Origin of the sequence: Holdemania massiliensis AP2, assembly GCF_000327285.1 — a bacterium.
Lineage (GTDB): Bacteria > Bacillota_I > Bacilli_A > Erysipelotrichales > Erysipelotrichaceae > Holdemania > Holdemania massiliensis.
This window is the reverse complement of sequence record NZ_HE998570.1, coordinates 101,187-124,406: the sequence shown is the minus strand read 5'-3', so window position 1 is coordinate 124,406 and position 23,220 is coordinate 101,187. Positions and strand designations below refer to the sequence as shown.

Here is a 23,220-nt window from a genome sequence, read left to right as displayed (position 1 = left end):
CTCCTTGTGACTTTCCTATCATAACCCCTACAACGTTTGTAAGGTCAACCCCGTTTAATGACCGGAAGATAAAAACGATGAAAGCGGTGATGTTCCTGATCCTTGCCCACACAGTTTCCCAACGTGTAACCCCAACAATCGCCATTCACTTCATAACCCTGTTGGCAAACATATTCCAAAACCCAATGAAAATGTGCCAGATTCAGTCGGTCCTCCCCAATGGTTTCGATCAGAAACGAATAGGCCAGATTTGAGGGATGATTCTCATAGTTCTCAAACCAGGTTAATTGAAATTCCTGAAAATCGTTGAGCGCGATCCCAAAACCAAATTCAATTTGACTTTTTTTATTCGTCCAATCCTGTTTGCGGACGACCGGGGAAATAAAGGATATCGGAAGCAGATTTGTAAACTGCCGGTTTTTCTCGCCGGCAATTTCGCTCATGATACGGGTCTTGGAAAACAGTGAGAATCGAACAATCGCCGGACTGGTTGTCAGTTCGATTTCATGAAGGCTTGTTTTCACGTTGTTCAGTTCCCGACGGCAGTCAATCATACTTTGCAGGATCGCCTGCTGCTTTTTCAGGTTCCACTCGAAATCCTCTATTTTCTGCGAAAGCGTTTCTTCCAACGTGTCCAAAGAGCCTTCATAAATCAGCGTCTTAATCTGTTCCAGTGGAATATCCATGTTTTTATACCGCAAAATTCCGGTCAGAATCTCTACATCCTGCTGCGTGTATTCGCGATATCCGCTTTCGTTTCGCAGCGGATGAATCAACCCCAGCCGTTCGTAATACCGCAGCAGTTCATTGCTGACATTCATGGCGTTGGCTGTTTCCTTAATTCTACTCTTCATTGTTTCCTCCTTCTCTTTCGTGAGGCTGCTTCGTACCTTTCAGCATTTTCATGAGCTTGTATCTAACTGAATAAAAACCGTAAGGTTTTCTTAATTGGCTTAAGTTACCCTACGGTTCATCAAACATCAGTTTTGATCAGCGAACAATACTGCCCACCGGTAAAGCTTCCACGGAAAGCACTTCGATCTGATCTTCACCCATACCGGCTAAAATCATACCCTGTGATTCAACCCCGCGCAGTTTCGCCGGCGCCAGATTGGTAATCACTACAACCTTCTTGCCGATCATCTGTTCCGGCTTGTAGCTGCCCGCAATGCCGCTGACAATTTGCCGCGGTTTTTCCTCACCGATATCAATCTGAGAAACCAGCAGCTTATCCGCTTTCGGATGCTTCTCGCAGGACAAGACCTGGCCCACCTTCATTTCAATCTTCGCAAAATCGTCAATTGTGATCTGCGGCTTCGCTGGTTCCGCCGGCTTGGCCGCTGCTTTCTTCGGCTGATCAGCTTCAATTTTTTCCAGCATTTCTTTTTCATCAATCCGCGCGAACAGTATCTGCGGTTTCGAGGTGACATGAATGCCGTCTTCCAGCTGACCGAAAGTCAGCACAGAAGCATAGCTGCGCTGTTGGGTCTGAAGCTGATCCAGAATCGCCTTTGACGTTTCAGGCAGATAGCTTTCAAGCAGAACTGCCGCAATCCGAATGCATTCCAGCAGATTATACAGCACGGTAGCCAGGCGTTCTTTTTTAGTTTCATCCTTACCCAGCGCCCACGGCATCGTTTCATCAATGTATTTGTTGCTTCGGCGCAAGAGTGCAAAAATTTCATCCAGGGCATCCGCCACCCGCAGCTCATCCATCTTTTTCTGAACATTGGCCGGCGTCGCTTTCGCCAAGGCAATCAATTCCTCATCAATCGGATCGCTGACCTGCGTCTTACGCACCAAACCCCCAAAGTATTTGTTGGTCATCGACAGCGTGCGGTTGACCAGATTGCCGAGAATATTGGCTAAATCGGAATTAATCCGTTCTATCATCAGTTCATAAGTCACTGTTCCATCCTGAGCAAACGGCATTTCGTGCAGCATAATGTACCGCACCGCATCCACGCCGAAGTAGCGGACTAAATCATCCGCATAGATGACGTTGCCCTTGGATTTGGACATTTTGCCTTCTCCCACCAGCAGCCATGGATGACCGAATACCTGCTTCGGCAGCGGCAGATCCAGCGCCATTAACATAATCGGCCAGTAGATCGTATGGAAACGCAGAATATCCTTGCCGATCAGATGGACGTCGGCCGGCCAATAGCGCTTGAACTTTTCTCCATGATTGCCGTCGCAGTCAAAGCCTAAACCCGTGATGTAGTTGGTCAGCGCGTCAATCCAGACATACACGACATGCTTCGGATCAAAATCCACAGGCACACCCCAGGTAAATGAAGTCCGGGATACGCACAGGTCCTGCAGCCCCGGTTTAATGAAGTTGTTGATCATCTCATTTTTACGGGATTCCGGCTGAATGAACTGCGGATTTTCCTCAATGTGCTTTAAGAGCCGGTCGGCATACTTGCTCATCCGGAAGAAATAGGCTTCTTCCTTCGCTTTTTCGACCGGTGCGCCGCAATCCGGACATTTTCCGTCCACAATCTGACTTTCGGTAAAGAAGGATTCGCATGGTTTGCAATACCAGCCTTCATATTCAGACTTATAGATATCTCCCTGATCATAGAGCTTCTTAAAGATCTTCTGAACCTGACGTTCATGTTCCGGATCGGTTGTCCGCATGAATTTATCATAAGATGTATTCATCAGATCCCAGATTTCTTTAATCTGGCCGGCCACCTGATCAACAAACTGCTGCGGCTCTACTCCGGCAGCTTTGGCTTTGTCCTCGATCTTCTGTCCGTGTTCATCCGTTCCAGTCTGAAAGAATACGTCATATCCCAGCATTCTCTTATAGCGGGCAATGCTGTCGGCCAGCACGATTTCATAGGTATTGCCGATGTGCGGCTTGCCTGAGGTGTAGGCGATGGCCGTTGTAATGTAATATTTTTCGCTCACAAAAATTCCTCCTTTTTATAATAAAAAAACGTCCCTGAAAGGACGCTGATTTCGCGCGGTACCACCTTACTTCATATCATTTCGATATGCGCTTGCTTCTTAACGCGAAGTCACGTCTTATCCTACGCTGTTCGGATAATCAGTTCCAAGACCATGTTCGCTTTGATTTTCAGTCCTGCTTTCACCTGACCAGGCTCTCTAAATCTAAAATATCAAAGCTACTCTTCTTTTCTCTACCTTTACGTCCTTAATTATAGTAGCAGAAATCGCCGATGTAAAGCCTTATTCTTTGCCTTTTCTGCTTTTTTCTTACGTTTGTTTCACTATCTCTTCGCTGATAAAGCATGCTATAATGGTTATTACAGAGGCGAGGTTATAATTATGAGAAAACAGAAGAAGCGTGGATTCACATTAATTGAGTTAATTGTCGTCATCGCGATCTTGGTCGCTTTGTTATTAATATTGGTTCCAAGGTTAACCGGATTCACTTCCACGGCGGCCGAGGTTCAGTGCCGGCAGACACGCCAAAAGGTGATGGAAATGGTTAAAGCCTACGAAATCAAAGGGGAACCCGTTTCTATCACTGACTTATTGGCTAACAAAGATGATGAATATTTTATTTCTACTCCGCAATGTTCTTCCGGGGGCAAATTGAGTGTTGTTGAAATCAAAGGATTGATTACTTTAATCCGTTGTTCCAAGCATGGAAGTATCAGTTCAGGAAATTTAGACACGACGCCCTTAGGTATTCAAAATACAGTTATGGGAGTCAATGAATTTTTAAGTCAATTAAGTGAATCGGAGCGTCTAGAGTTGATAAACTGGAAATTTATGGATAATACTCATATTTATGATTTTATGCGGGATGAAATCTATGGGGGAAGTTGGCCGGAGTTAGATAAAGGCATTACTGCCGCAGCAGGCATCAAAGATCCTTTTTATATTCAAATCTGTTATAATAAAGATGCTTATGGTAGTTTAGATTCAGCCAATTCTATTATATTTGCTTCAAACAGCCAAACTGGGAATTGGTATACTTCTATGATTTATAATCCAGAAGACCAAAAATGGTATACCGGTAAGAAAGGAATTTCTGTCGCTAATTCAAGCTGGGAAAAAATAAAAACATTAATGAATGATAATGGCTGGAAGCCTGTTGAATATATTGAATAAAATTCTTACAACTCCATGACATTCTTCCCGCATATCAATTTTTTCCATGATGATTTTCTCTAATCTACTGTAAGCCCCAGATGGGGAGCAGGAGGATTTCAGATGAAAAAATTATGGATGATCGTTTTAACAGCTGTACTGTTGCTCGGTACAGCCGGATGCGGAAAGGAAGAGAAACCAAGCCCGGCTCCGGAAGCTTCCGCTAAGCCGGAAATTTCAGAGCCAATAAATTCGGATACTCATGGAGAAGAGAAAAGAATTACCGGCAAGATCAGCGATATCAAAAATGTGATGTTTATCCTGGATGACGGACGGGATGCTTATGTCTTCCCTTTAGAAGAAGGAACAACGCTGGAAGGGATTCAGGATGGGGATCAGGTTCAGGTTACCTATACCGGAGAACTGAGTCTTACCGGGGACAGCGAATTGAATACCGTGAAGGTTGAGAAAATAAAATAAACTCTGTTTCAGAAAGGTCAGCTTGCTGACCTTTTAATGTGCCGGCTTCCAACAGATTGATGTATTCGCGTTAGCGCTCCGATATGCTTTGTATTACAAAACACTTGCAATCCTCCTGCATCGGTGGTAGAATGCTTAATGTTTTGTATATCAAATTATTTGGAGGAGTTATGAAAAAAACAATCAAACGCCTGTTATTCGGCCTGCTGGCTGTTCTGATCATCGTGATCGCAGCTTTTGGACTGATGTTCGGCAAAGAAATTCAGACCATCGCTTCGATTAAAAAAGTGGATGATTATGGGATGTATTCGATTGAATACCAAGCTGATTACGGCTTGGACAAACTAGTTCAATCGGGCGGAGCTTCCAGCGATTCTGAGTTAGTTTCCTTCGTTGTCGGAAATCTCTTAAAAGGACTTCCTTTGAAGTTCAACATTCCGGATTTCGGCTGCAGTACGTTTCAAGCAAAAACAGAGGACGGGGACTGGCTGTTCGGCCGGAATTATGACTTAAATTATGTTCCGAGCATGATCGTCAAAACCAATCCGAAAAACGGCTATGCTTCACTGTCTGTCGCAAATATTTCCGTTTTAGGTTATGACGCGGATAAACTGCCGGATAATTTTGCATCGGGAATTATGAGTCTGGCTGCTCCGTATGTCATGATGGATGGCATGAATGAAATGGGCTTTTCAATCGGCGTCTTACTGATCAAAGATGAACCCACCCAGCAAAATACGGACAAGCTGGATCTGACTACGACCTCGGCGATGCGCTGGCTCTTAGATAAAGCAGCCAATGTTGAAGAAGCGATTGCGATGCTTGAAAATATGGACATGCACGCTTCTGCTAACGCTTCTTATCATTTCCAGATGGCCGACGCGCAGGGAAACAGCGCGGTTATTGAATACATTGACAATGAATTGCGTGTCATCCGCAAAGAACCAGATGGATTACAATATCTGACCAATTTTTTGATCAGCGAAGATGTCTATGGTTTCGGCAAAGGTCAGGATCGCTATGAAATTCTTGAAAACACGCTGACTCAGAATCATGGCATCTTATCCGAAATGGAGTCCATGGATCTGCTCCAAGCTGTCAGTCAGGATAAGATCAGTGAGGATACTGGAAAACAAACCGCTACGCAGTGGTCGGTTGTGTATAACAATACAAAAAAGACCGCAAAGATCGTTGCGGGAAGAAATTATGATACGGTGATTGAGGTTTCTCTCAGCCGCTAAATTCAATGAACTCTTTGTCCGTTTGCCAGACAAGGAGTTTTTTGTTTTATCCTCTGAAAACTTTTTCTTAAAAAATGAAAATTTATTCAAAAACTTGTTGACATTCTTTCATCCTTCGCATACACTAAGAACAACAAAACATCGAGGAACAGAAAAAGTAGTCAGAACAAAACCCCAGCGAGCTGATACAGAGTGGAAGGTCAGCGGTACTGATTCTGATGAAAACGCATCTGGGAGATGGCTTTCTGAAATCTGTAGGAAAGTCCGATTATCCGCGTTAAGGATCTGAGGAGGCCGGAACAGACCGGCAATTAGAGTGGCACCGCGAATCCATCGTCTCTAGCTTAGGCTGGGGACGATTTTTATTTTCCCTAATGGGTTCTGGAAAGGAGTGAGAGGATGATCCAGATCGTACAGTTTCAAGTTGACAACCGAAATCGCCCGACCCATCATCCCGAGAAGCGTTACCGACGATGCTTGTTTAATCCAGAAGCTTCAAACTCAAGAAAGGAAAATGAATATGAAAAAAATCAATTTACTTCTCTGCGCAGGCTTATTAATGCTAAGCACTGCCTGCTCTTCTAACCCTTCCGCCTCTTCGCCAACCCCGCAAACAGCACAGAACGCCATTACCGTTGCCGTCGGCAGCCAGATCACCACGCTGGATCCCGGCTACAATACAGAAACTGTCAACAATTACATTTTAGCTCATACCGTTTCCAGCCTGATGACTAAGGATGAAAATGGCACCGTCATTCCGGAGCTGGCTGAGGATTACACCGTCAGTGAAGATGGACTGACCTACACCGTAACATTAAAGGAAGGTCTGACCTGGAGCGATGGTCAGGCCCTGACCTCCCAGGATTTCAAATACGCGATTTTACGAAATCTGACTTATGGGGCAGATAATTCCTGGGCGATCTACAATCTGACAACCTATCTCAAAGGCGCGGAAGAGATTGCTTCCAACACCAATCTGGATGCCTCCGCGATTGAAATTGAGGGTGTTGAAACACCGGATGATTCCACGCTGGTACTGAATTTAAAACAACCGTGTGCTTTCTTTGTCAATCTGTTAACCGGCAATGTCTGGGCGCCGCTCAGAGCTGACTTTGCGGATGCGCATGATTCAACTTGGGCATTAAAGCCAGGTTATCCAAGCATTGGAGCCTATCAGCTGGCCGAATGCAACGAAAATGAAAAAGCGGTGATCGTCAAAAATGACAGCTATTACAAAGCTGACGAAATCACGCTGGATCAAATCACCTTCCTCGTCATGCCTGACAGCGATGCTCAGTCATTGGCATATAAAAACGGTGAAATTGATGTGGCGCTGAATGTTCCTGTCGATGTCGGCGTCAATTATCCAAATCAGAACGAAGTCTGGAATATCCCTTCACCTACTTCTTATTTCATTGCTCTCAATTCCGGAGCGACTGCCCCGGAAGCACTGAAAGAAGCAAAAGTGCGCAAAGCGCTGGCGATCTCGATTGACAAACAGGCTCTGGCTTCAACCTTGGGGCCGGAACAATACTACCAGGCACTGGGCGGCTATGTTCCGGCCGGCCTGAATGGGATTGATCAGGATTTCCGGAAGGAAGCCGATGCGAAAGGAACGATGCAGGCCTATGATCCAGAACAAGCGAAAGCCTTGTTAAAGGAAGCCGGCTATGATGAAACTCACCCGCTGAAAATCAAATATAAGTATTCTTCTTCCTTTATCCATTCCGATGTTGCTCAGATTCTCGAAGCGATGTGGAAAAATATCGGGATCGACTGTGAATTGGAAGTGGTAGAATCGGGCGTCTTCTATAATCAGATTGATAATGGTGATTTTGAACTTTCCCGTTACGGCTACACAGCCAGTGATGATCCGTCGCAGTTTCTGACCTTGTGGACAACCGGCCAGCAGGTGGTGGCGGCCGTGGATGATCCGGCTTATGACAAAATGGTTGCTGAGGCCGCGGCACTGATCGATCACACCGAATATATGGAAGCTCTGCATGCGGTGGAAGAATATCTTGTTGAAGAACAGGCCTACGTTATTCCGCTGTTCAGCTACAACACGCCGATTCTCAAAAGTGAAAAGATCCAGAATGCGACAAAGAAGGGAACAACGCCATTCTACGGTTATGTCACTTTGCAATAATCTCTCCGTATAAGAGAAAAGGATGGATTTCCATAAAACAGTGGAAACCCATCCTTTTCCTTTACTCGCTCAGTAAAACTGCTTCCAAATCCTGAAGCATCACATCCAGCGCGGTAATCCCGCCTTCTGCCAGATACCAAACCGTCGGCGTCAGGTAAACAATATGTCCCTGCTGCGCTGCCAGCGTCTTGGCGGTCAGCTCGTTATTCATAACTTCCTGAGCCAGCTTTGCCCCTTCGGTGTTAATCGCAGAATCCCGATCCAGCACGAAAATGTATTCCGGATTCAGCTTGACCAGCAGCTCCATGGAAGACTCATTGCCGTGCGTTGAATCCACGTCGTCCGCCAAATTGGTAAAACCAATTTCATTGCCGATCAGCGAACAGCGGCTGCCATTGCCCAGAGTATTAAAGTTGCTGCTGGTGACCATGCCGATCACCGCGGTTTTGCCTTGGGCTGCCTGGCGCAGAGCTTCGACCCGGCTGTCAAAATGCTGCAGCTGTTCAGCCGCTTTTTCTTCCATCTTAAACAAGGATGCGACTTTCATGGCATTCTGTTTTACACTTTCCACGACGCCCAGCTGAGCATCCGTGCTCAAATACACGACCGGAGCAATTTTAGACAACGCTTCATATTGGGCGCTTAACCGGCCGCTGATAAAAATCACATCCGGCTCGCTGGCCATCAGCGCTTCCATATTCACTTCCTTTAAGGTTCCCAGATTGGCAATGGCTTCATTTTCATTATAAGCTTTTAAATAATCCACCGTGGATGACTTCGGCATCCCGACAACGCGATCGCCCAAGCCCCAGTTATCCAGCATATCCAAAACCGCCATATCCAACACGGCAATCCGCTGCGGATCGACCGGCACTTCCACGGAGATCATTTCCTGACTTCCGTTCAGGGTTGTCAACGTCATCGTTTCATTCGGCTTCTGTTCAGGCTGGCCATCCTTTTCTGGTTTTGATGCACAGCCGGTAAGTGTCAGCAGGGCTGCCAACAGGAATATTGTTATTTTTTTCATTTCTTCTGCTCCTTTTTGTTTTTAATTTCGAATCGCAGGGATGCGCCTGCCGCTGGATGCGTTTCATCGCAATTCCACTTTTAAGCATAATCCCCCGTTTTTTTGACAAGTCCGCTTCTTATCGATTAATAGTAAATGGATAACGGCCGGCCCTCGACCTGTTGAATTTCAAAATCAACGCCGTAGATTTCTGATAAATTTTCCTTGGTGATCACTTCCTGCACCGTTCCGAAATGGGCTACCCTGCCCTCGACAAATGCGCAGATATAATCCGAGTAAAACGCGGCGTAATTGATCTCATGCAGGACGAGGATTACCGTTTTCCCTAATTCATCGCACAGCCGTCGGACAATTTTCATCATCTTGGTGGCATGGTAGATGTCAAGGTTGTTGGTGGGCTCATCCAACAAGATATAATCGGTATCCTGAGCGATCACCATCGCGATCATCGCCCGCTGCCGCTGCCCGCCGGACAATTCGTCGATAAACTGATCGGCAATCGCATCCAGCTCCATATAAGCCAGCGCTTGGTCGACTTTTTCCTGATCTTCCGGCTGCAGCCGGCCCTGACAGTACGGAAACCGGCCGAAGCTGACCAGCTCCCGAACCGTCAGTTTCATTTGGATATTGTTGGACTGGGTGAGGATCGCCAGCCGCTTCGATAATTCACGGCTGTTCCATTTTGTCAGATCCTGACCTTCAAAGTGAATTAAACCGGCATCTTTGGCGACCAGTCTTGAAATCATGCCCATAACGGTCGATTTTCCTGCCCCGTTAGGACCGATCAGCGACAATACCTGACCTTGCGGAATCTCAAAGCTCACCTCATCAACAACTCGTTTTCTGCCATATTGTTTTGTCAGATGCTGAATTACCATACCTGCTGCCTCCCTTTGCCTAATAACAGAACCAAAAAATAGAAACCGCCGCCAATCGTAATCAATACGCTGATCGGTATGCTGTAAGCAAACAGGTGTTCCACCGCCAGCTGACCGCCGACCAGGACAATCATGCCCAGCAGTGCCGAACCGAAAATCAGCCAGCTGTGGCGGTAGGTCTGAAACAGCTGCCGCGACAGATTGGCGATGATCAGTCCCAGAAATGAAATCGGCCCAACCAATGCCGTCGCAATTGCGATCAGAATCGTCACGCCCAAAAGCAGCCGGCGGTTAGTTTTGTCCACGTCAACGCCCAGATTGACTGCCTGATTTTTCCCCAGCGCCAGCACATCGAGCAGCTTCAGTTCCCGCCGCAGAACGACAAGGATGCCTGTGATCAGCACTGTGGAAATCAAAAGCAGACTGGAATTGACGTTGGAAAAGCTGGCAACTAACGAGCCTAATAAGGCGTCGTATTCATTGGGATCCATGATCCGGGTCAGCGTTGTCTGCATGCTGGAGAAAAAGGTCGACATGACCGTGCCTGCCAGCAGCACATATAAAATCTGATGCTTCATTTTCTTAAACAATGTCCCATAGATCAGAATCGCCGCGCCGCCCATGATCACCAGATCGACGACAAACGACAGCTGCGGATGCCGGGCGATCAGACTGCTGGAGCCGAGAAAGAACACCACCGCCGTGTGAATCAGCGCATACAGGGAATTCATTCCCAACAGGCAGGGCGTGACGATCTTGTTCTGAATCAAAGTCTGAAAGACAATCGAAGCACCGCCGATGCAGAAGGCGGTTACAAGCATCACCAACAGTTTCGGCACGCGCAGCTCCATCGCATAGGCAGCATATTTCGGATTGACGTTGATCGTCAGATAGCCGATCACCGCCAGCACAGCCAGGCCGATTAAAATCAGGGCTTTGATCTGTAAACTGCGCTGTTTCATCCCTTGCACCCTCCTTCCGCTTTTTTGATGAATCGTCCCTTGCCGTTAAGCCGCATCCATAACAGGATAAGAAAGATCAGACTGCCCAGAACGCCCACAATCAGCTCAATCGGCAGTTCATACGGAGCGATTACAACCCGGCCGATCATGTCAGAAATCAGGACGAACAGCGCGCCGAACAGTGCTGTATCCGTCAGCGTCCCGCGAAGTTTATCGCCCTTAAACATCGTGACCAAATTGGGAACGATCAAACCGATGTAGGAAATACTGCCGGCGATAACGACGACACTGGCGGTAATCATGGCCGCGATCGTTAGTCCCAGAAACAAAACGGCATTGTAAGAAACGCCAAGATTCTTTGAAAAGTCCTTGCCCATGCCCACGATATTGAAATGATTGGCAAAGATAAAAGCGGCAGCGATCAGCGGCACCACCAGCATGACCAGTTCATAGCGGCCTTTCATCACCAGTGAGAAATGACCGACCAGCCACGAGGACAACGCCTGTGTCATTTCATATTTATAGGCCAGATAATTCGTAATGCCGCCGATCACATTGCCGAACATGATCCCGACAAGCGGTACCATCACAACGTCCTTAAATTGAATCCGCTGAATCAGTGCCACGAAGATCCACGTTCCGGCGATCGCCGCCGTGAAGGCAAAGCCGGCGCGTACCCAAAGGGTTGATCCCGGCATAAACAACAACGCGCACAAGATTCCCAGCTGGGCCGAGGAAATTGTCGCGCCGGTCGTCGGCGATACAAACTTGTTCATGCACAGCTGCTGCATAATCAATCCGGCAACGCTCATGCCCATGCCCGTACAAAGAATCGCCAACAGCCGCGGCAGACGCGAAATCATCAGAATTTCAAACGCTTCCCAATTCCCGCTGAATATGTCCATCACGCTGAAATCCACAACGCCGATAAATAAGGAAGCGGCTGCGCATACCATCAGCAGCACCGTTAAGATCAGCGTACTTTTAACTCGCAGAAGCATAGCATTCTCCTTTCCTAAATATTTGTTAGTTTAAACTAACTTAAGCATGAAAATAAAAGAGTCGATGGCCCTTCGATTCTATCTTTCCATTTGTTAGTCACATCTAACCTTAAGCTTGTTCAGTCTACCATGTTCCAGCCAAAAACGCAAGCTTCCCTTTTCTCCTTTCGTATGGCAGTTTTTACAAATCTTGAAAACTGATCTTTCAGAAGAGCACCGAAACTTTGTCTTCGACTGAATGAAAAACCGCCCATTTTGCCTGAAACGAAGAACTATGATACACTGGAAAGACAGAGGAAATGAGGGGCGTTATGACACAGACTGAATCTTCTTTATGCCGTGTTTTTCTGGTTGATGATGATCTTCTTGTACTGGATGATCTGCGGGATCTGATCGATTGGGAAGCAGAGGGCTTCATTCTGACAGGCACGGCGGGCAATGGGGAACAGGCGCTAAAACGGCTGGCTCAGACACCGGCAGATCTGGTGCTGGTAGATATTGAAATGCCGCGGTTAAACGGGCTAGCTTTCATCCGGCAGCTGCGGCGGCAGGATCCGCAAGTCCAAACACTGCTTCTGACAGCGTTTTCCCGTTTTGATTACGCCCGCGAAGCTGTGTCGCTGGGTGTGTATAATTATATCCTCAAACACGAACTGACCGCAGCGGGACTGCTCGAAAATCTGCGCGGCATGCGGGAGCAGGGAGAACGCCAGCGAGCTTCCCGTTATCTTGATGAACAGTCACGGTTTCGACAGCTGCTTTTTACCGGAGATCACATTGATTTTTCCGACGTTGGATTCAGCAGCCCGCATTCCGGAATCGGTTTGGTTTGTCTGCGGCATCTGCCTTCGTTCCATGAATTGATCTCTTTCAAAGCAACAGAAGAGACCGACCACTTTTTTGCGCAGCTTCAGCAAGCCCTGCAGCCCTTGCGCAAAACCGCTGTTTTTCTTGTTTTTCTCCAATCCGTCAATGAATGCTGGATTGTTGTGGAAGCCGATCCTCAGCTTGCCAGTGTTCCGTATGAATTTTGTACTGCATTACGAAAGAGCCTGGAAAACATTCTGGCTCCGATGGGGCTGTTGGTCAGTCCGGTTGCGCAGGATCTATCTGAACTGCGCCGATTGTATCGTGAGATGAATGAGCGCCAGAATCAGCTGTTTTATTTTCCTGAGCAGCGCATCACCCTGCTTCATGAATGTCCGGATGCCATGCCGTATGAGGCTTCGGATTGGGAAATTCAATTAGCTCAGATCGATACTCAGGCTAGCCTGTGCCAAACGTCAACAGCGTTTTTAAACGCTCTCGATCAGGCTCGGCCGGCTTTGCCGCAGATTCTTCTGGCTGTGAAGCTCCTGCTTCAAAAGCTTCAGAAGCGAACAAGGATCAGTGAATTGTCTGAGGATTTTTCAGCATGGAAAACAATCTGTACCTATCCGGCTTTATGCGACTTTGTCCGCCGTTGGCTGCCGCTTCAGCCCCAGCCGCAGACTAGCCGCAAAACCGACTTTATGATCCGCTACCTGCAGGATCACTGTGCCGATGAAAACGTTCTTGACGATCTTTCGCAGACCCTGCAGATGAATCGCGAATATTTAAGCAAGCTGTTAAAGAAGGAAACCGGCATGACCTTGGCGCAGATGTTGTTGGATCTGCGGCTGCAGAAAGCAATGCGGCTCTTGAAACAAAAGGATCTCAAGATTTATGAAGCGGCCCGGCAATGCGGATTCCACTCCAGTCAATACTTTGCGATCGTATTTTATAAAAAATATCATGTTTATCCCAGCGATGTATTAAAGGAGCCGTATGTATGAAGCGTAAAGACATCAAGGACTGGCTTGTATCGCTGCTTCCGTCCCGACTTTCGGTAAAGCTGGCTGCCGCGCTGGGCGCGTTGGTTCTGGTGATGACCACCGTCACCAGCTTTGTCACTTATCAATACTTTGCTCACATCCTGACCCAGGAAAATCTGAAAAAAGATGCGCAGGTGCTCCGCCAGAATGCCCAGCAGCTGGAAGGCTTCATCCGTGAACTGACAGTTCTTTCCCGCAGTCTGTTGGCCGATCCGCAGCTGCAGCAGTTCTGTCACACCGCGGATCCGGACTATTTCCAAAAGGAAGCGGCAGCGGATTTATTAACCCGGACGCTGTCGGTACAGGATCTGATCCACAGCGCTCTGATACGCCACGAAGATCAGGTGCTCTGGAACCTGTATCCGCTTGATCATACCTTTGATCCGCTTGCCCAATCTCAGAAAACAAGGGAGCCAGCCGGATTTACCGAAGCCTTCCTGCTGAAATCCGGCGTGGAACAGCTGCGTCTGGCGGCTTATCACACGCCGATTGCTGATTTAGTTCATCCCCAGCAGAAAATCGGGGAGCTGTGGATTCTGCTTGATCTGCGGCAGTTGGAATCCCTGATCCAGACCTGGAATCTGCCCCAGCAGGAAATCACGCTGATGCAGGATCAGACGGTTCTGATCGCTTCCCCCTCCGGGCTGAATGAACAACAGCTGAACAGACTGGCCGGCGATCAGCCCCCTTCCCCGCTGCAGTCTGTTCCCGGCGGATTTCTGCTGAGCAGCCCGGTTGCGGGTACGCCTTATACCTTATTCTCTTATCGATCCAAGGCCACACTGCGCGGACAGGCGTCCTTTCTGATCGTGTTTTTCAGCTTGTTCTCGCTGCTTATCTTCCTTTTATTCGTGATGATTCTCTCCCGCATTGTCCGTCGGTTTACCGCACCGTTATCCACATTGACGGCCGGCTTGAATCAATTTGCCGCTGGTGATCTGAACACCCAGATTACCCTGCACAGCCATGATGAGCTGGAAATGCTGGGTGATACTTTTAATTCGATGGTTGTCCGCATACATGAGCTTTTAGATCAGGCTGTTGAGGATGAAAAAATCCGCAGGAAGCTGAAATTTGACATGATGATCTCCAAAATTCATCCGCATTTTATCTACAATACGTTAAACTCTGTCATCGTGATGGCTCGCCGAGGCGGGAATCAGGAGGTTGTCGACATGGTGCGTGCCTTAATTCTGATCCTTCAGGACGGCATGGCGGTGCATGAGGATCTGTTAATGGACACCATCGAACGGGAACGAGCGGTCATTGAGGCATATGTCACCATCCAGAATTATCGCTACAAGCAGAAATTCAGTGTCGTTTACGACATCGACCCAGCGCTGAACGAGCTGTTGATCGCCAAAAACATTCTTCAGCCGTTAGTTGAAAATGCGATTTTCCACGGCATCATCCCCAAAGAGGGGCCTGGACAGCTGACGCTATCCATTCAGCGCCAAAACGATCAGCTGCATGTCGAGGTTCGTGATGACGGCGTGGGACTGAGCGCCGAATTGGCCAGTCGCATTGAACAAGGCTCTGCCGCCCTGAATGCTCATCGGGAAGCTGAGAAAAACAGTGTTCATGCGATTGCGCTGGTCAATGTCTGCGAACGGCTGGAATTCCTTTACGGCGATCCTGTGACGCTGCACGTTGAAAGTGAGCTGGGGCAAGGTACTGCGTTCATCTTTGATCTGCCGATCATTGAGAAAGGAGGGCTCCCGCAATGAAGGCCTATCGCATTGTTTTTCTTCTACTGACCCTGACGCTGGCGCTTTTTCTCTACGGAGCTTTTTCCGCGCCGCGCATGACGCCGGAACCCTCGCAGAAAGAAGTGATTACGGTCTGGGGCTGGGATGATTTTCTGCCGGATGCGTTTGCGGAGTATCAGAAATCTCATCCGGATATCGCGCTTAATTACACCGTCGTTGAAAAAAGTGAATATCTGCAGCGCTTTAAACTGGCGCTGGCACTCAATCAGCCCTTGCCGGACATCTGCATTCTCGAAAGTGAAACGCTTGACGGCATCAACGGTGCTGAATTGTTTCTCGATCTGGAAGCCTCTCCGTATTTCCTGCCGCGGCAGGAAGTTCTGGAATTTCGTCTGGCTCAGTTTGAAAATGAACTCGGTCATCTGTGGGCTGTGCCGGCCACCTTGTCCGCCAGCGGCGTCGCATACAACCGTACGGTGGCCCAGGCGTTTCTGGCAACCGAGGATCCAGTTCAGGTGGGGATTGTTTTCAGCAGCTGGGCCGATGTTATCAGCAAGGGCATGAAGTTCAAGGAACAATTCCCAGATCGGGCCATGTTTGCCTCGCTGGAAGATGCCGCCGTGATGTTGTTTGGACAATCACGCACGCCGTATATTCAAAACAACACGCTGCTTCAGCCCTACCGTTTCCTCAATGCCTTCCAGATTCTCGACGCCCTGCAGGAGGCTGGCCTGGTCTTCTCCCTGCAGCAGTATTCGCCGCAGTGGATGAACTCGCTGGAAACCGATCAGGTGTTTTTCTATCCGTGCTCACTCTGGCTGATGTCCATGGGTATTTTTCATACCGGACAAGCCTGGGGCTTTACCCGCGCGCCCAGCGGCAGCTTTGCCTGGGGCGGTACCGTCTGGGCGATTCCCAAAACCAGCACCCATGCCGCGACAGCCTGGGAATTCATGCAGACAGTGCTGCTTTCGCCTTCCGGTGCGGCTTATGCCAAAAATCATGGCACCGGAACTTTGATCAGCTACAGTCCGGCTTACAATGAAGAGGGATATTCAGATCTGATCATGGAGGATTTCGGCGGTCAGAATATCGGCAAGATGTATTTGGATCAGATTTTCCCGGAAGTTCAGACCCGTCCGGCGGGAGAGAACGAAGCGCTGCTGAAAGAAGTTTATCTGCAAACTGTCCGTGCGATGATCGGCATGCCGGAAATGAATGGCGAACAGGCTTACGCCTTATTTTTAGAGCGGCTGCATCAGCGGCTGCCGGATTTACAGGAGGAACCCGCATGAACTTGAAGAAAATCATCCCCTCGTTCTGTCTGATTTTGTGCTGCGGCTGCGCGTCTTCCTCCACCCGCTGTCAAATTGACGGTTATTTAGGCCCGATGGACATTGAAGTGCTGAGTGAAGATCAGCGCATTACCGCGATTCAGGTACTGAGCCATGCGGATACGCCGGAAATCGCAGATCCCGCCCTGGCCGACTTCATCGCTCAGATTTTAGAAAATCAAACGCTGCAGATTGATGCGGTCAGTGGAGCAACCCAGTCCTGTGAAGCACTGCGCAAAGGAATTGAGCGCTTGTTGAAACGTCAGGGCTTTACCGAGGAACAACTCTATGCCGCGCGCCCCCAAACGCCGACAGTTCAAGAGGAAGCTTCAGAAATCTATGATGTGGTGGTCATCGGCGGAGGCGGAGCTGGCTTAGCCGCGGCCGTCAGCGCCGCACGCCAGGGGGCTTCCGTTGCGGTGCTGGAAAAAGCCGACAGTCTGGGCGGCAATACAATCCGGGCTACCGCCATGTATAACTGTGTGGATGATCAGCTCCAGCATCCTTTGCAGATCATGGACAGCGAACAGCTTTTCTTTGAAGAAACCTTCAACGGCGGCCATCAGAAAGCAAAACCGGAGCTGGTGCGGATCCTGACTTCCCAAGCCGATGAGGGTCTGGCGTTTTTGCAGGAGCTGGGGTTAGAAATTGACACGGTGATCGACAACTGTCTGGGCGGCGAGCATGCCCGCGGTCATTATTCCAAGGCTCATAACGGTACAGATTTCATTCAGGTTTTGAGCGATGCCTGTGTTCGGGAACAGGTTGACTTTTATCTGAATACACGGGCGGAAGCGCTGATTCAGGAGGGTTCTGCCGTGATCGGAGTCCAGGCTGTCCAGCAACGTCAGCCGATCCAGTTCCAAGCGCGGCAGGGCGTGATCTTAGCGACCGGCGGTTTCGGCTACAATGTGGAAATGCGGATGCAGTACGATCAGAGCCTAACCGGGGATCTGCTTTGCAGCAATACGCCGGGAACGGTGGGCGATGGTCTTGTGATGGCGCAGGCCATCGGGGCTTCGCTGATCGACATGGAATATATCGAGCTGTATCCGATGGCGGATATTTACGACGGCGGACTGCACAACTCCATTCCCAACGCGATCAATCACGGGATTCTAGTCAACACCGAAGGCGATCGGTTTATCCGTGAGGATGCCGGCCGGGATGAACTGGCCCAGGCGATCCGGTCACAGGATCACGGGTTTGTCTATTCCCTCGCCGACGATGATTTTTCCTCGCTGCAGGAAGACCGCGACTTCCTGGAGGGGCTGGTGCTGATGGGACAAGTGGTCAAAGCCGATACCTTGGAAGACCTGGCCCGTCAGTTGGAACTGGATTTCAGCGTATTGGAAGCAGCCGTGAATGACTACAACCGCAGTGTTGAACAGCAGTACGATCCCCGCTTTCAGCGCAGGACGTTAATCAATAAAATTGATCACCCGCCATTTTACGCCACCGCCAAGACCGTCACGGTGCATCACACGCTGGGCGGCGTCGAAATCAATGAACACGCCCAAGTTCTCGATCAAAAGACACAGCCGATTCCCCGGCTTTATGCGGCCGGCGAGGTGACCGGCGGGATCCACGGCGCCAATCGCTTAGGCGGTAACTCGTTTCCTGACTGTATCGTCTTCGGACGGATTGCCGGAACGGAGGCTGCCGCTCAGCCGCCGCGGCCAATGTCCTGAACTTGAACAGAATGTCCGGTTTTTAACTCGACCTCAACTTGTGATTTTTTTATAATTTCCTTATTCAAGGAGGAAAGAGAAATGAAGAAATTACTTGCCCTGACCCTGGGCGCCTGTCTGGCTCTGGGCTTAGGCGGCTGTGCGAATACGCCGGCTGAAAAAACCCCGGACCCTCAACCCGAATCCGGCAACGAACAATTTGATATCGTCATCGTCGGCGCAGGCGGAGCCGGCCTGGCAGCTGCGGTCGAGGCGCACGAACAAGGCGCGGACAACATTCTGGTTTTAGAGAAGATGTCCTTTGCGGGCGGAAGCACCACGATGGCTTTCGGCGGCTTTAACTGTACGAACTCCCGCTTTATGGACGAACAGGGAAAAGAAGAAACACCGGTCATGTTGGTGGATAAAATCATCAAGAACGGCGCCGGCTTTGCGGATGTGGATATGGCAGGCGTCATCGCTATTGAAACGCCGAAAGTCATCGAATGGCTGGACGGCTTCGGATCGGAATGGGGAAAGATCCGCTACGCTGATCTGCATTGTCCGACGGACGGCACCATTCCCGGTGTGGAATTAGTCCGTGTTTTAAAAGAACAAGCCGAGAAAAACGGCATTGAAATCCGCTACAACAGTCCGGCTGTCGATCTGACAACAGATGAAAACGGACGAGTTAACGGCGTGCAGGTCAAAGACGCCCACGGTGAATATACGATTGATGCCCAAGCTGTCATTCTGGCGACCGGCGGTTATGAAAGCAATCCGGAAATGATCGCCAACTATGACAATCCTGGACTGGCCAACATTCATTTAGCTCCAAGTCAGGGCAATATGGGCGATGGTATCGTTATGGCGGAAAAACTGGGAGCGGATCTAGTCAACATGGATCTGATTCAGCTGTCCTGTGCAGTTGCGCCGTTCTCTATTCAGATGCAGCTGCCGATCAAAAACAACGGCGTCGTCTTCGTCAACAAGGAAGGCAAGCGCTTCACCAATGAATACAGCGAAGCCAGCTCAGATCGGCGAATTACTGAAGATATCCTGAAACAAACGGATGCGGAATGCTTCGGCGTTTACAATGAAACGATTTATCAGAATTTCATGGCTATTGAAGAAAAGGATTTCTTTGATGAATACCGGATGACCGGCATCGACAACAGCGGCACGGTCATCAAAGCCGATACCCTGGAAGACCTGGCTGAAAAGATGGGTGTGGATCAAGAGGCTTTCCTGACCACGATGAGCAGCTTAAAGACGGACGGCATCGGCAACGAAGAAGTTGTGAAGCTGGCCGACACCTACAAGGCGGGACCATACTATGCCGTGAATTTAACACCGGGCGTTATGGACACACTGGGCGGCGTCAGAGCCGACACAACCGGACGCGTCCTCAACCAGGAAGGCAAGCCGATCAAGGGTCTGTACGCTGCCGGGGAAGTCATCGGTAATGTTCAGGGTGCTTATTATTCTGTCGGTTTGGGAGAAGCCGTCGTCTTCGGCCGGCTCTCTGCCCGCAATGCGATCGAATACATTCTGGACCGCCAAGGCTTAACCGAGCATGTTCCATTTGACCGCACTCCGGCACAGTCGGAAGACTCAGAAGTGGTCAAAGGCAGCTTCACAGACGGCACTTACACCGGCGAAGGTCAGGGCAACAACGGTCCGATTAAGGTTGAAGTCATCGTTAAAGACGGAAGCATCACTGAGATCAATGTTTTAGAACAGGCTGAAACGGCGAATATTTATGCCGGGGCTGCAGAACAGTTCATTCCGGAGCTGATCAGAACGCAGAATCTGGATCTTGATGCCGTTTCCGGCGCTACCAATTCCAGCAATGGCATCCGGGAAGCCGTCAAGGACGCGCTGGGACAATAACCAGCGGAAATCATTCAATTCAAAACAGGATATATCTAAGCAGAAAGGAAGCGCCGGAATTAGGGCTTCCTTTTTGTTTCCCGTCTGAGCAGAATAAGAAAATAAGCGGCATTGACAACTCAAAAGATTGTTTTGAGCTTTTACGCTTCTCCCTGATTGATTCCGCGGGGAAACGGTGCTCCGCCTTTTCAGACGCTTTGGCTTTTTGACTTTGATTGGACCATCAGGAATTGATTGAAAGAGGTATACTCTAAAATCCTTTATTGATATAATTAGAAGTAATCGTGGTATGGGGATGGTTTTTCCTTCGTTTTTTAAGGCGCGGCATTTCTTTTACAGAACGGAAGATGATGATGACCTATTCAAACAGTAAAACCAAACAGAGAATTTTAGACGTTGCCGTTACCTATTTCACCTTGTATGGTTATGAAGGTACCAATCTTGAAGACATTGGCAAAGCCCTAGGCTTATCCCGGGGTCCGCTTTATTATTATTTTAAGAATAAAAATGATCTTTATCTGGCCGCTATCCGATATCAGATGGAAATTTCCTCACAGGATCTGCAGCGGATTTATGCGGAAGACCTGGATGTTTTCAGCAAAATCTGCCGGGATCTGGCCTACTGCACCTCCTATCGGAAGATTAACCGGGATACTGATCATAACACCGGCGAAGGACCGACGCTGGAAGAAATCGCGAAATACAGCAGGCACTTGTTCTCCCTGCGCAAAACGGCTTTAAAAACAGCTCAGGAACAAAATGAAATCCGTCCGGATGCCAATCTCAATGAAATGACAAGCTTTATCTATCTGTATTACTATGGGATTCAGGGCTTCAATCATGAAAACGAGCTGTATCACATGCTGGACTTTAACCCCAACGAGCAGGCCATGGAAATCTTCCGGGAGACGTTCATTGCCAAATACGCGGTGAACCCTGAAAAATGGCTCAAAAAGGAAACTGACCGATCAAAATAAAACCTCCGTCGCAGCTGGCGGAGGTTTTATACGTACTGATCCTCGGTAAAGGAATAACTGTTTTCAGGCAGCCGCTCGCTGCATAAAAAGCTCCTGAAAACGCCGCTCAGCCGCGCTTATAATGCAGACCGCTGAGCGCTGAGCTTATTGATTCTGAATAATCTCCACCCATTGCCGGCCGGCAGCTTTTGCTTCTTCCAGCTGTTTTGGCGATGGCTTAAACCGGACTTTGAATGCCGGCATAACCTGGATTCGCAGCTGTTTCAGGCGTTCTTCCAGGTGCGCAAAGGCTTCGCCGCTCCAGCCATAGCTGCCGAAAACCGCGGCATACTTGCCGCCGTGAATCACCGGATTCATCAATGACAGAACAGCCCATACCGGCGGCAGGGCTTCCGCCAGAATCGTCGGCGATCCCAGCAAAAATCCCCGCGCGTTTTCAATCTTTTCCACAACTTCGGCAACGGGTGTCTGCGTCAGTTCAACCAGCTCAGCCTGCCAGCCAACACTTTCGATTCCACGGGCTGCCGCCTGCGCCAGCTGCTCGGTATATCCATAGGCGCTGACATAAGCCAAAATCAGTTTGTTTTCCAGCTGCGGCTCCGCATTCCATTTCCGATACTGCGCAAACATTTCCGGCAGCCTGCAGTCCAAGATCGGCCCATGACCCGGACAAATCATATTCAGTTTCAGAGGTTCAACTTTATCCAGCGCCTTCTGCATAAACGGCCGAAACGGCTTTAAAATATGATCATAATAATACTTTAATGCCCGCTCATAGCCATTGTGATCCTGAACTTCACTGAGCCGCAGCCCCTCAAACGCATAATGCGCTCCGAAGGAATCACAGGTAAAGAGAATTCCATCTTCCTGAACCCAGGTATACATGGTATCCGGCCAATGCAGATTCGGGACGATCATAAACTGCAATGTTTTTCCACCCAGGTCCAAAGTCTGCCCCTCTTTCACCGCCAGCGCTTTAAAGTCACGGTTGACGATCTCTTTCAAAAACTGCAGTGCCGCCGGACTGCCGATCACGGTCAGATTCGGATTGATCGCCAAACATTTTTCAATCGATCCGGCATGATCCGGTTCTGTATGATTCACGATTAAATAATCGACGTCGCAAAGCGGAACTACCTTCTCAATCTTCTGTTGAAATTCATCGAAGAAGGGTAGTTTTACCGTTTCGATCAAGGCGGTTTTTTCCGTTCCCTTCAAAAGATAAGAATTATAAGTTGTTCCAAATTCAGTTTCCATAATGATATCAAAAACCTTCAGCTGGGCATCCTGAACCCCTGTCCAGATTAAATCCTGCGTTAACCGTTCGTTGACTGTCATCTTCATCACTCCTTTATTCATTTTTCCCATTCCCTTAGAAATTAACAGGAAACTTTTTTCAGCAGATTCATCATAATCAAAACCATTCTTGATTTCTATTGTAATGCTCATATCAAGCATGAAAGGAACAGATTAAGCCGGACTGATCCTGTTTTTCAGAAGAAACGATTCCGTTTCAGGATCATTTGCGCTGCTTTCTCACTTTTTCTTTCAGAACCTGACTTATCCTGATTTAATTATGATTACGAACAATTATAGACCTTTTTCACGCAATCTGCCATGAAATCCGGATTGATTCCGATAACGAATCGTGCTATATTGTAGATAGATTTTGAGGCTATAACTATAATTTCACATGGGGAAGGATAGTTAATGTCCATCCGCATGGGTTTTTTATTATAGTGGCATAGGAGGACAGTTCATGGTCACAGGAAAAGTAAAATGGTTTAATGCAGAAAAAGGCTACGGATTCATTACCACCGATGAAGGGAAAGATGTTTTCGTTCATTATTCCGCGATTCAGATCGACGGTTTTAAAACGCTGGATGACGGCGATGCCGTCAGCTTTGAAGTCGTACAGAGCGACCGCGGCGAACAGGCTGCGAATGTCTGTAAGCTTTAATATCACTGACAAAGC

General features: G+C 48.7%; 18 protein-coding genes and 2 other annotated features. Of the genes, 11 read left to right on the top strand and 7 right to left on the bottom strand.

Annotated elements, in window-relative coordinates; translation table 11 throughout:
- Positions 1-44: 44 nt before the first annotated feature.
- Positions 45-854: a MerR family transcriptional regulator gene (locus tag BN162_RS18105; protein WP_020225901.1), complete on the bottom strand. Its 810-nt coding sequence runs from the start codon at positions 852-854 to the stop codon at positions 45-47.
- A gap of 136 nt (positions 855-990) precedes the next feature.
- On the bottom strand, positions 991-2,919 hold the full coding sequence (gene metG / locus BN162_RS14775; protein ID WP_020225900.1) for a methionine--tRNA ligase: 1,929 nt from the start codon (positions 2,917-2,919) through the stop codon (positions 991-993).
- Positions 2,920-2,954: 35 nt separating this feature from the next.
- Positions 2,955-3,162 (bottom strand) — a binding site (T-box leader).
- Positions 3,163-3,300: 138 nt separating this feature from the next.
- On the opposite strand from metG, the gene BN162_RS14770 reads away from it, so the two are divergent.
- The 4 genes from BN162_RS14770 (at position 3,301) to BN162_RS14755 (ending at position 7,941) form a co-directional block, all read left to right on the top strand.
- The gene (locus tag BN162_RS14770) at positions 3,301-4,092 is read left to right on the top strand and encodes a prepilin-type N-terminal cleavage/methylation domain-containing protein (protein WP_020225899.1); all 792 of its coding nucleotides are present in this window, start codon (positions 3,301-3,303) and stop codon (positions 4,090-4,092) included.
- 102 nt (positions 4,093-4,194) lie between these two features.
- Positions 4,195-4,551, top strand: coding sequence for a hypothetical protein (locus BN162_RS14765; RefSeq protein WP_020225898.1), 357 nt, complete (start codon positions 4,195-4,197; stop codon positions 4,549-4,551).
- A 170-nt stretch (positions 4,552-4,721) separates the two neighbouring features.
- Positions 4,722-5,792: a linear amide C-N hydrolase gene (locus tag BN162_RS14760; protein ID WP_020225897.1), complete on the top strand. Its 1,071-nt coding sequence runs from the start codon at positions 4,722-4,724 to the stop codon at positions 5,790-5,792.
- A gap of 135 nt (positions 5,793-5,927) precedes the next feature.
- Positions 5,928-6,136, top strand: a binding site (T-box leader).
- A gap of 176 nt (positions 6,137-6,312) precedes the next feature.
- Complete coding sequence (locus tag BN162_RS14755; RefSeq protein WP_020225896.1) at positions 6,313-7,941, top strand: peptide ABC transporter substrate-binding protein; 1,629 nt, start codon at positions 6,313-6,315, stop codon at positions 7,939-7,941.
- 61 nt (positions 7,942-8,002) lie between these two features.
- On the opposite strand, the gene BN162_RS14750 is transcribed toward BN162_RS14755, so the two are convergent.
- The 4 genes from BN162_RS14750 to BN162_RS14735 form a co-directional block, all read right to left on the bottom strand.
- Positions 8,003-8,968 (bottom strand): siderophore ABC transporter substrate-binding protein, encoded by a 966-nt coding sequence (locus BN162_RS14750; protein WP_020225895.1) that lies wholly within the window; start codon positions 8,966-8,968, stop codon positions 8,003-8,005.
- A 125-nt stretch (positions 8,969-9,093) separates the two neighbouring features.
- Complete coding sequence (locus BN162_RS14745; RefSeq protein ID WP_020225894.1) at positions 9,094-9,846, bottom strand: iron ABC transporter ATP-binding protein; 753 nt, start codon at positions 9,844-9,846, stop codon at positions 9,094-9,096.
- Positions 9,840-10,808 (bottom strand): iron chelate uptake ABC transporter family permease subunit, encoded by a 969-nt coding sequence (locus tag BN162_RS14740; protein ID WP_020225893.1) that lies wholly within the window; start codon positions 10,806-10,808, stop codon positions 9,840-9,842. The genes BN162_RS14745 and BN162_RS14740 overlap by 7 nt, the downstream gene beginning before the upstream one ends.
- Positions 10,805-11,809, bottom strand: a complete 1,005-nt coding sequence (locus BN162_RS14735) for an ABC transporter permease (protein WP_020225892.1) — start codon at positions 11,807-11,809, stop codon at positions 10,805-10,807. The genes BN162_RS14740 and BN162_RS14735 overlap by 4 nt, the downstream gene beginning before the upstream one ends.
- 311 nt (positions 11,810-12,120) lie before the next feature.
- Between BN162_RS14735 and BN162_RS14730 the strand changes: the two genes are divergently transcribed.
- The 6 genes from BN162_RS14730 to BN162_RS18095 all read left to right on the top strand — a co-directional run bounded on the left by BN162_RS14730 (position 12,121) and on the right by BN162_RS18095 (position 21,245).
- Entirely contained in the window at positions 12,121-13,623 is a 1,503-nt protein-coding gene (locus tag BN162_RS14730; protein WP_020225891.1) for a response regulator, read from the top strand.
- Positions 13,620-15,389: a sensor histidine kinase gene (locus BN162_RS14725; protein ID WP_020225890.1), complete on the top strand. Its 1,770-nt coding sequence runs from the start codon at positions 13,620-13,622 to the stop codon at positions 15,387-15,389. The genes BN162_RS14730 and BN162_RS14725 overlap by 4 nt, the downstream gene beginning before the upstream one ends.
- Entirely contained in the window at positions 15,386-16,666 is a 1,281-nt protein-coding gene (locus tag BN162_RS14720) for an extracellular solute-binding protein (protein WP_020225889.1), read from the top strand. The genes BN162_RS14725 and BN162_RS14720 overlap by 4 nt, the downstream gene beginning before the upstream one ends.
- Positions 16,663-18,396, top strand: a complete 1,734-nt coding sequence (locus BN162_RS14715) for a flavocytochrome c (RefSeq protein WP_020225888.1) — start codon at positions 16,663-16,665, stop codon at positions 18,394-18,396. The genes BN162_RS14720 and BN162_RS14715 overlap by 4 nt, the downstream gene beginning before the upstream one ends.
- Positions 18,397-18,477: 81 nt before the next feature.
- Positions 18,478-20,268: an FAD-dependent oxidoreductase gene (locus tag BN162_RS18100; protein ID WP_020225887.1), complete on the top strand. Its 1,791-nt coding sequence runs from the start codon at positions 18,478-18,480 to the stop codon at positions 20,266-20,268.
- 353 nt (positions 20,269-20,621) lie between these two features.
- A complete protein-coding gene (locus tag BN162_RS18095) occupies positions 20,622-21,245 on the top strand; it encodes a TetR/AcrR family transcriptional regulator (RefSeq protein WP_020225886.1) in 624 nt (207 codons plus the stop codon).
- 144 nt (positions 21,246-21,389) lie between these two features.
- Here BN162_RS18095 and BN162_RS14700 read toward each other — a convergent pair whose 3' ends face one another.
- Positions 21,390-22,604, bottom strand: a complete 1,215-nt coding sequence (locus BN162_RS14700; RefSeq protein WP_244264204.1) for an FprA family A-type flavoprotein — start codon at positions 22,602-22,604, stop codon at positions 21,390-21,392.
- A 400-nt stretch (positions 22,605-23,004) separates the two neighbouring features.
- On the opposite strand from BN162_RS14700, the gene BN162_RS14695 reads away from it, so the two are divergent.
- Positions 23,005-23,205 (top strand): cold-shock protein, encoded by a 201-nt coding sequence (locus BN162_RS14695; protein ID WP_020225884.1) that lies wholly within the window; start codon positions 23,005-23,007, stop codon positions 23,203-23,205.
- The last annotated feature ends 15 nt before the right edge of the window (positions 23,206-23,220 follow it).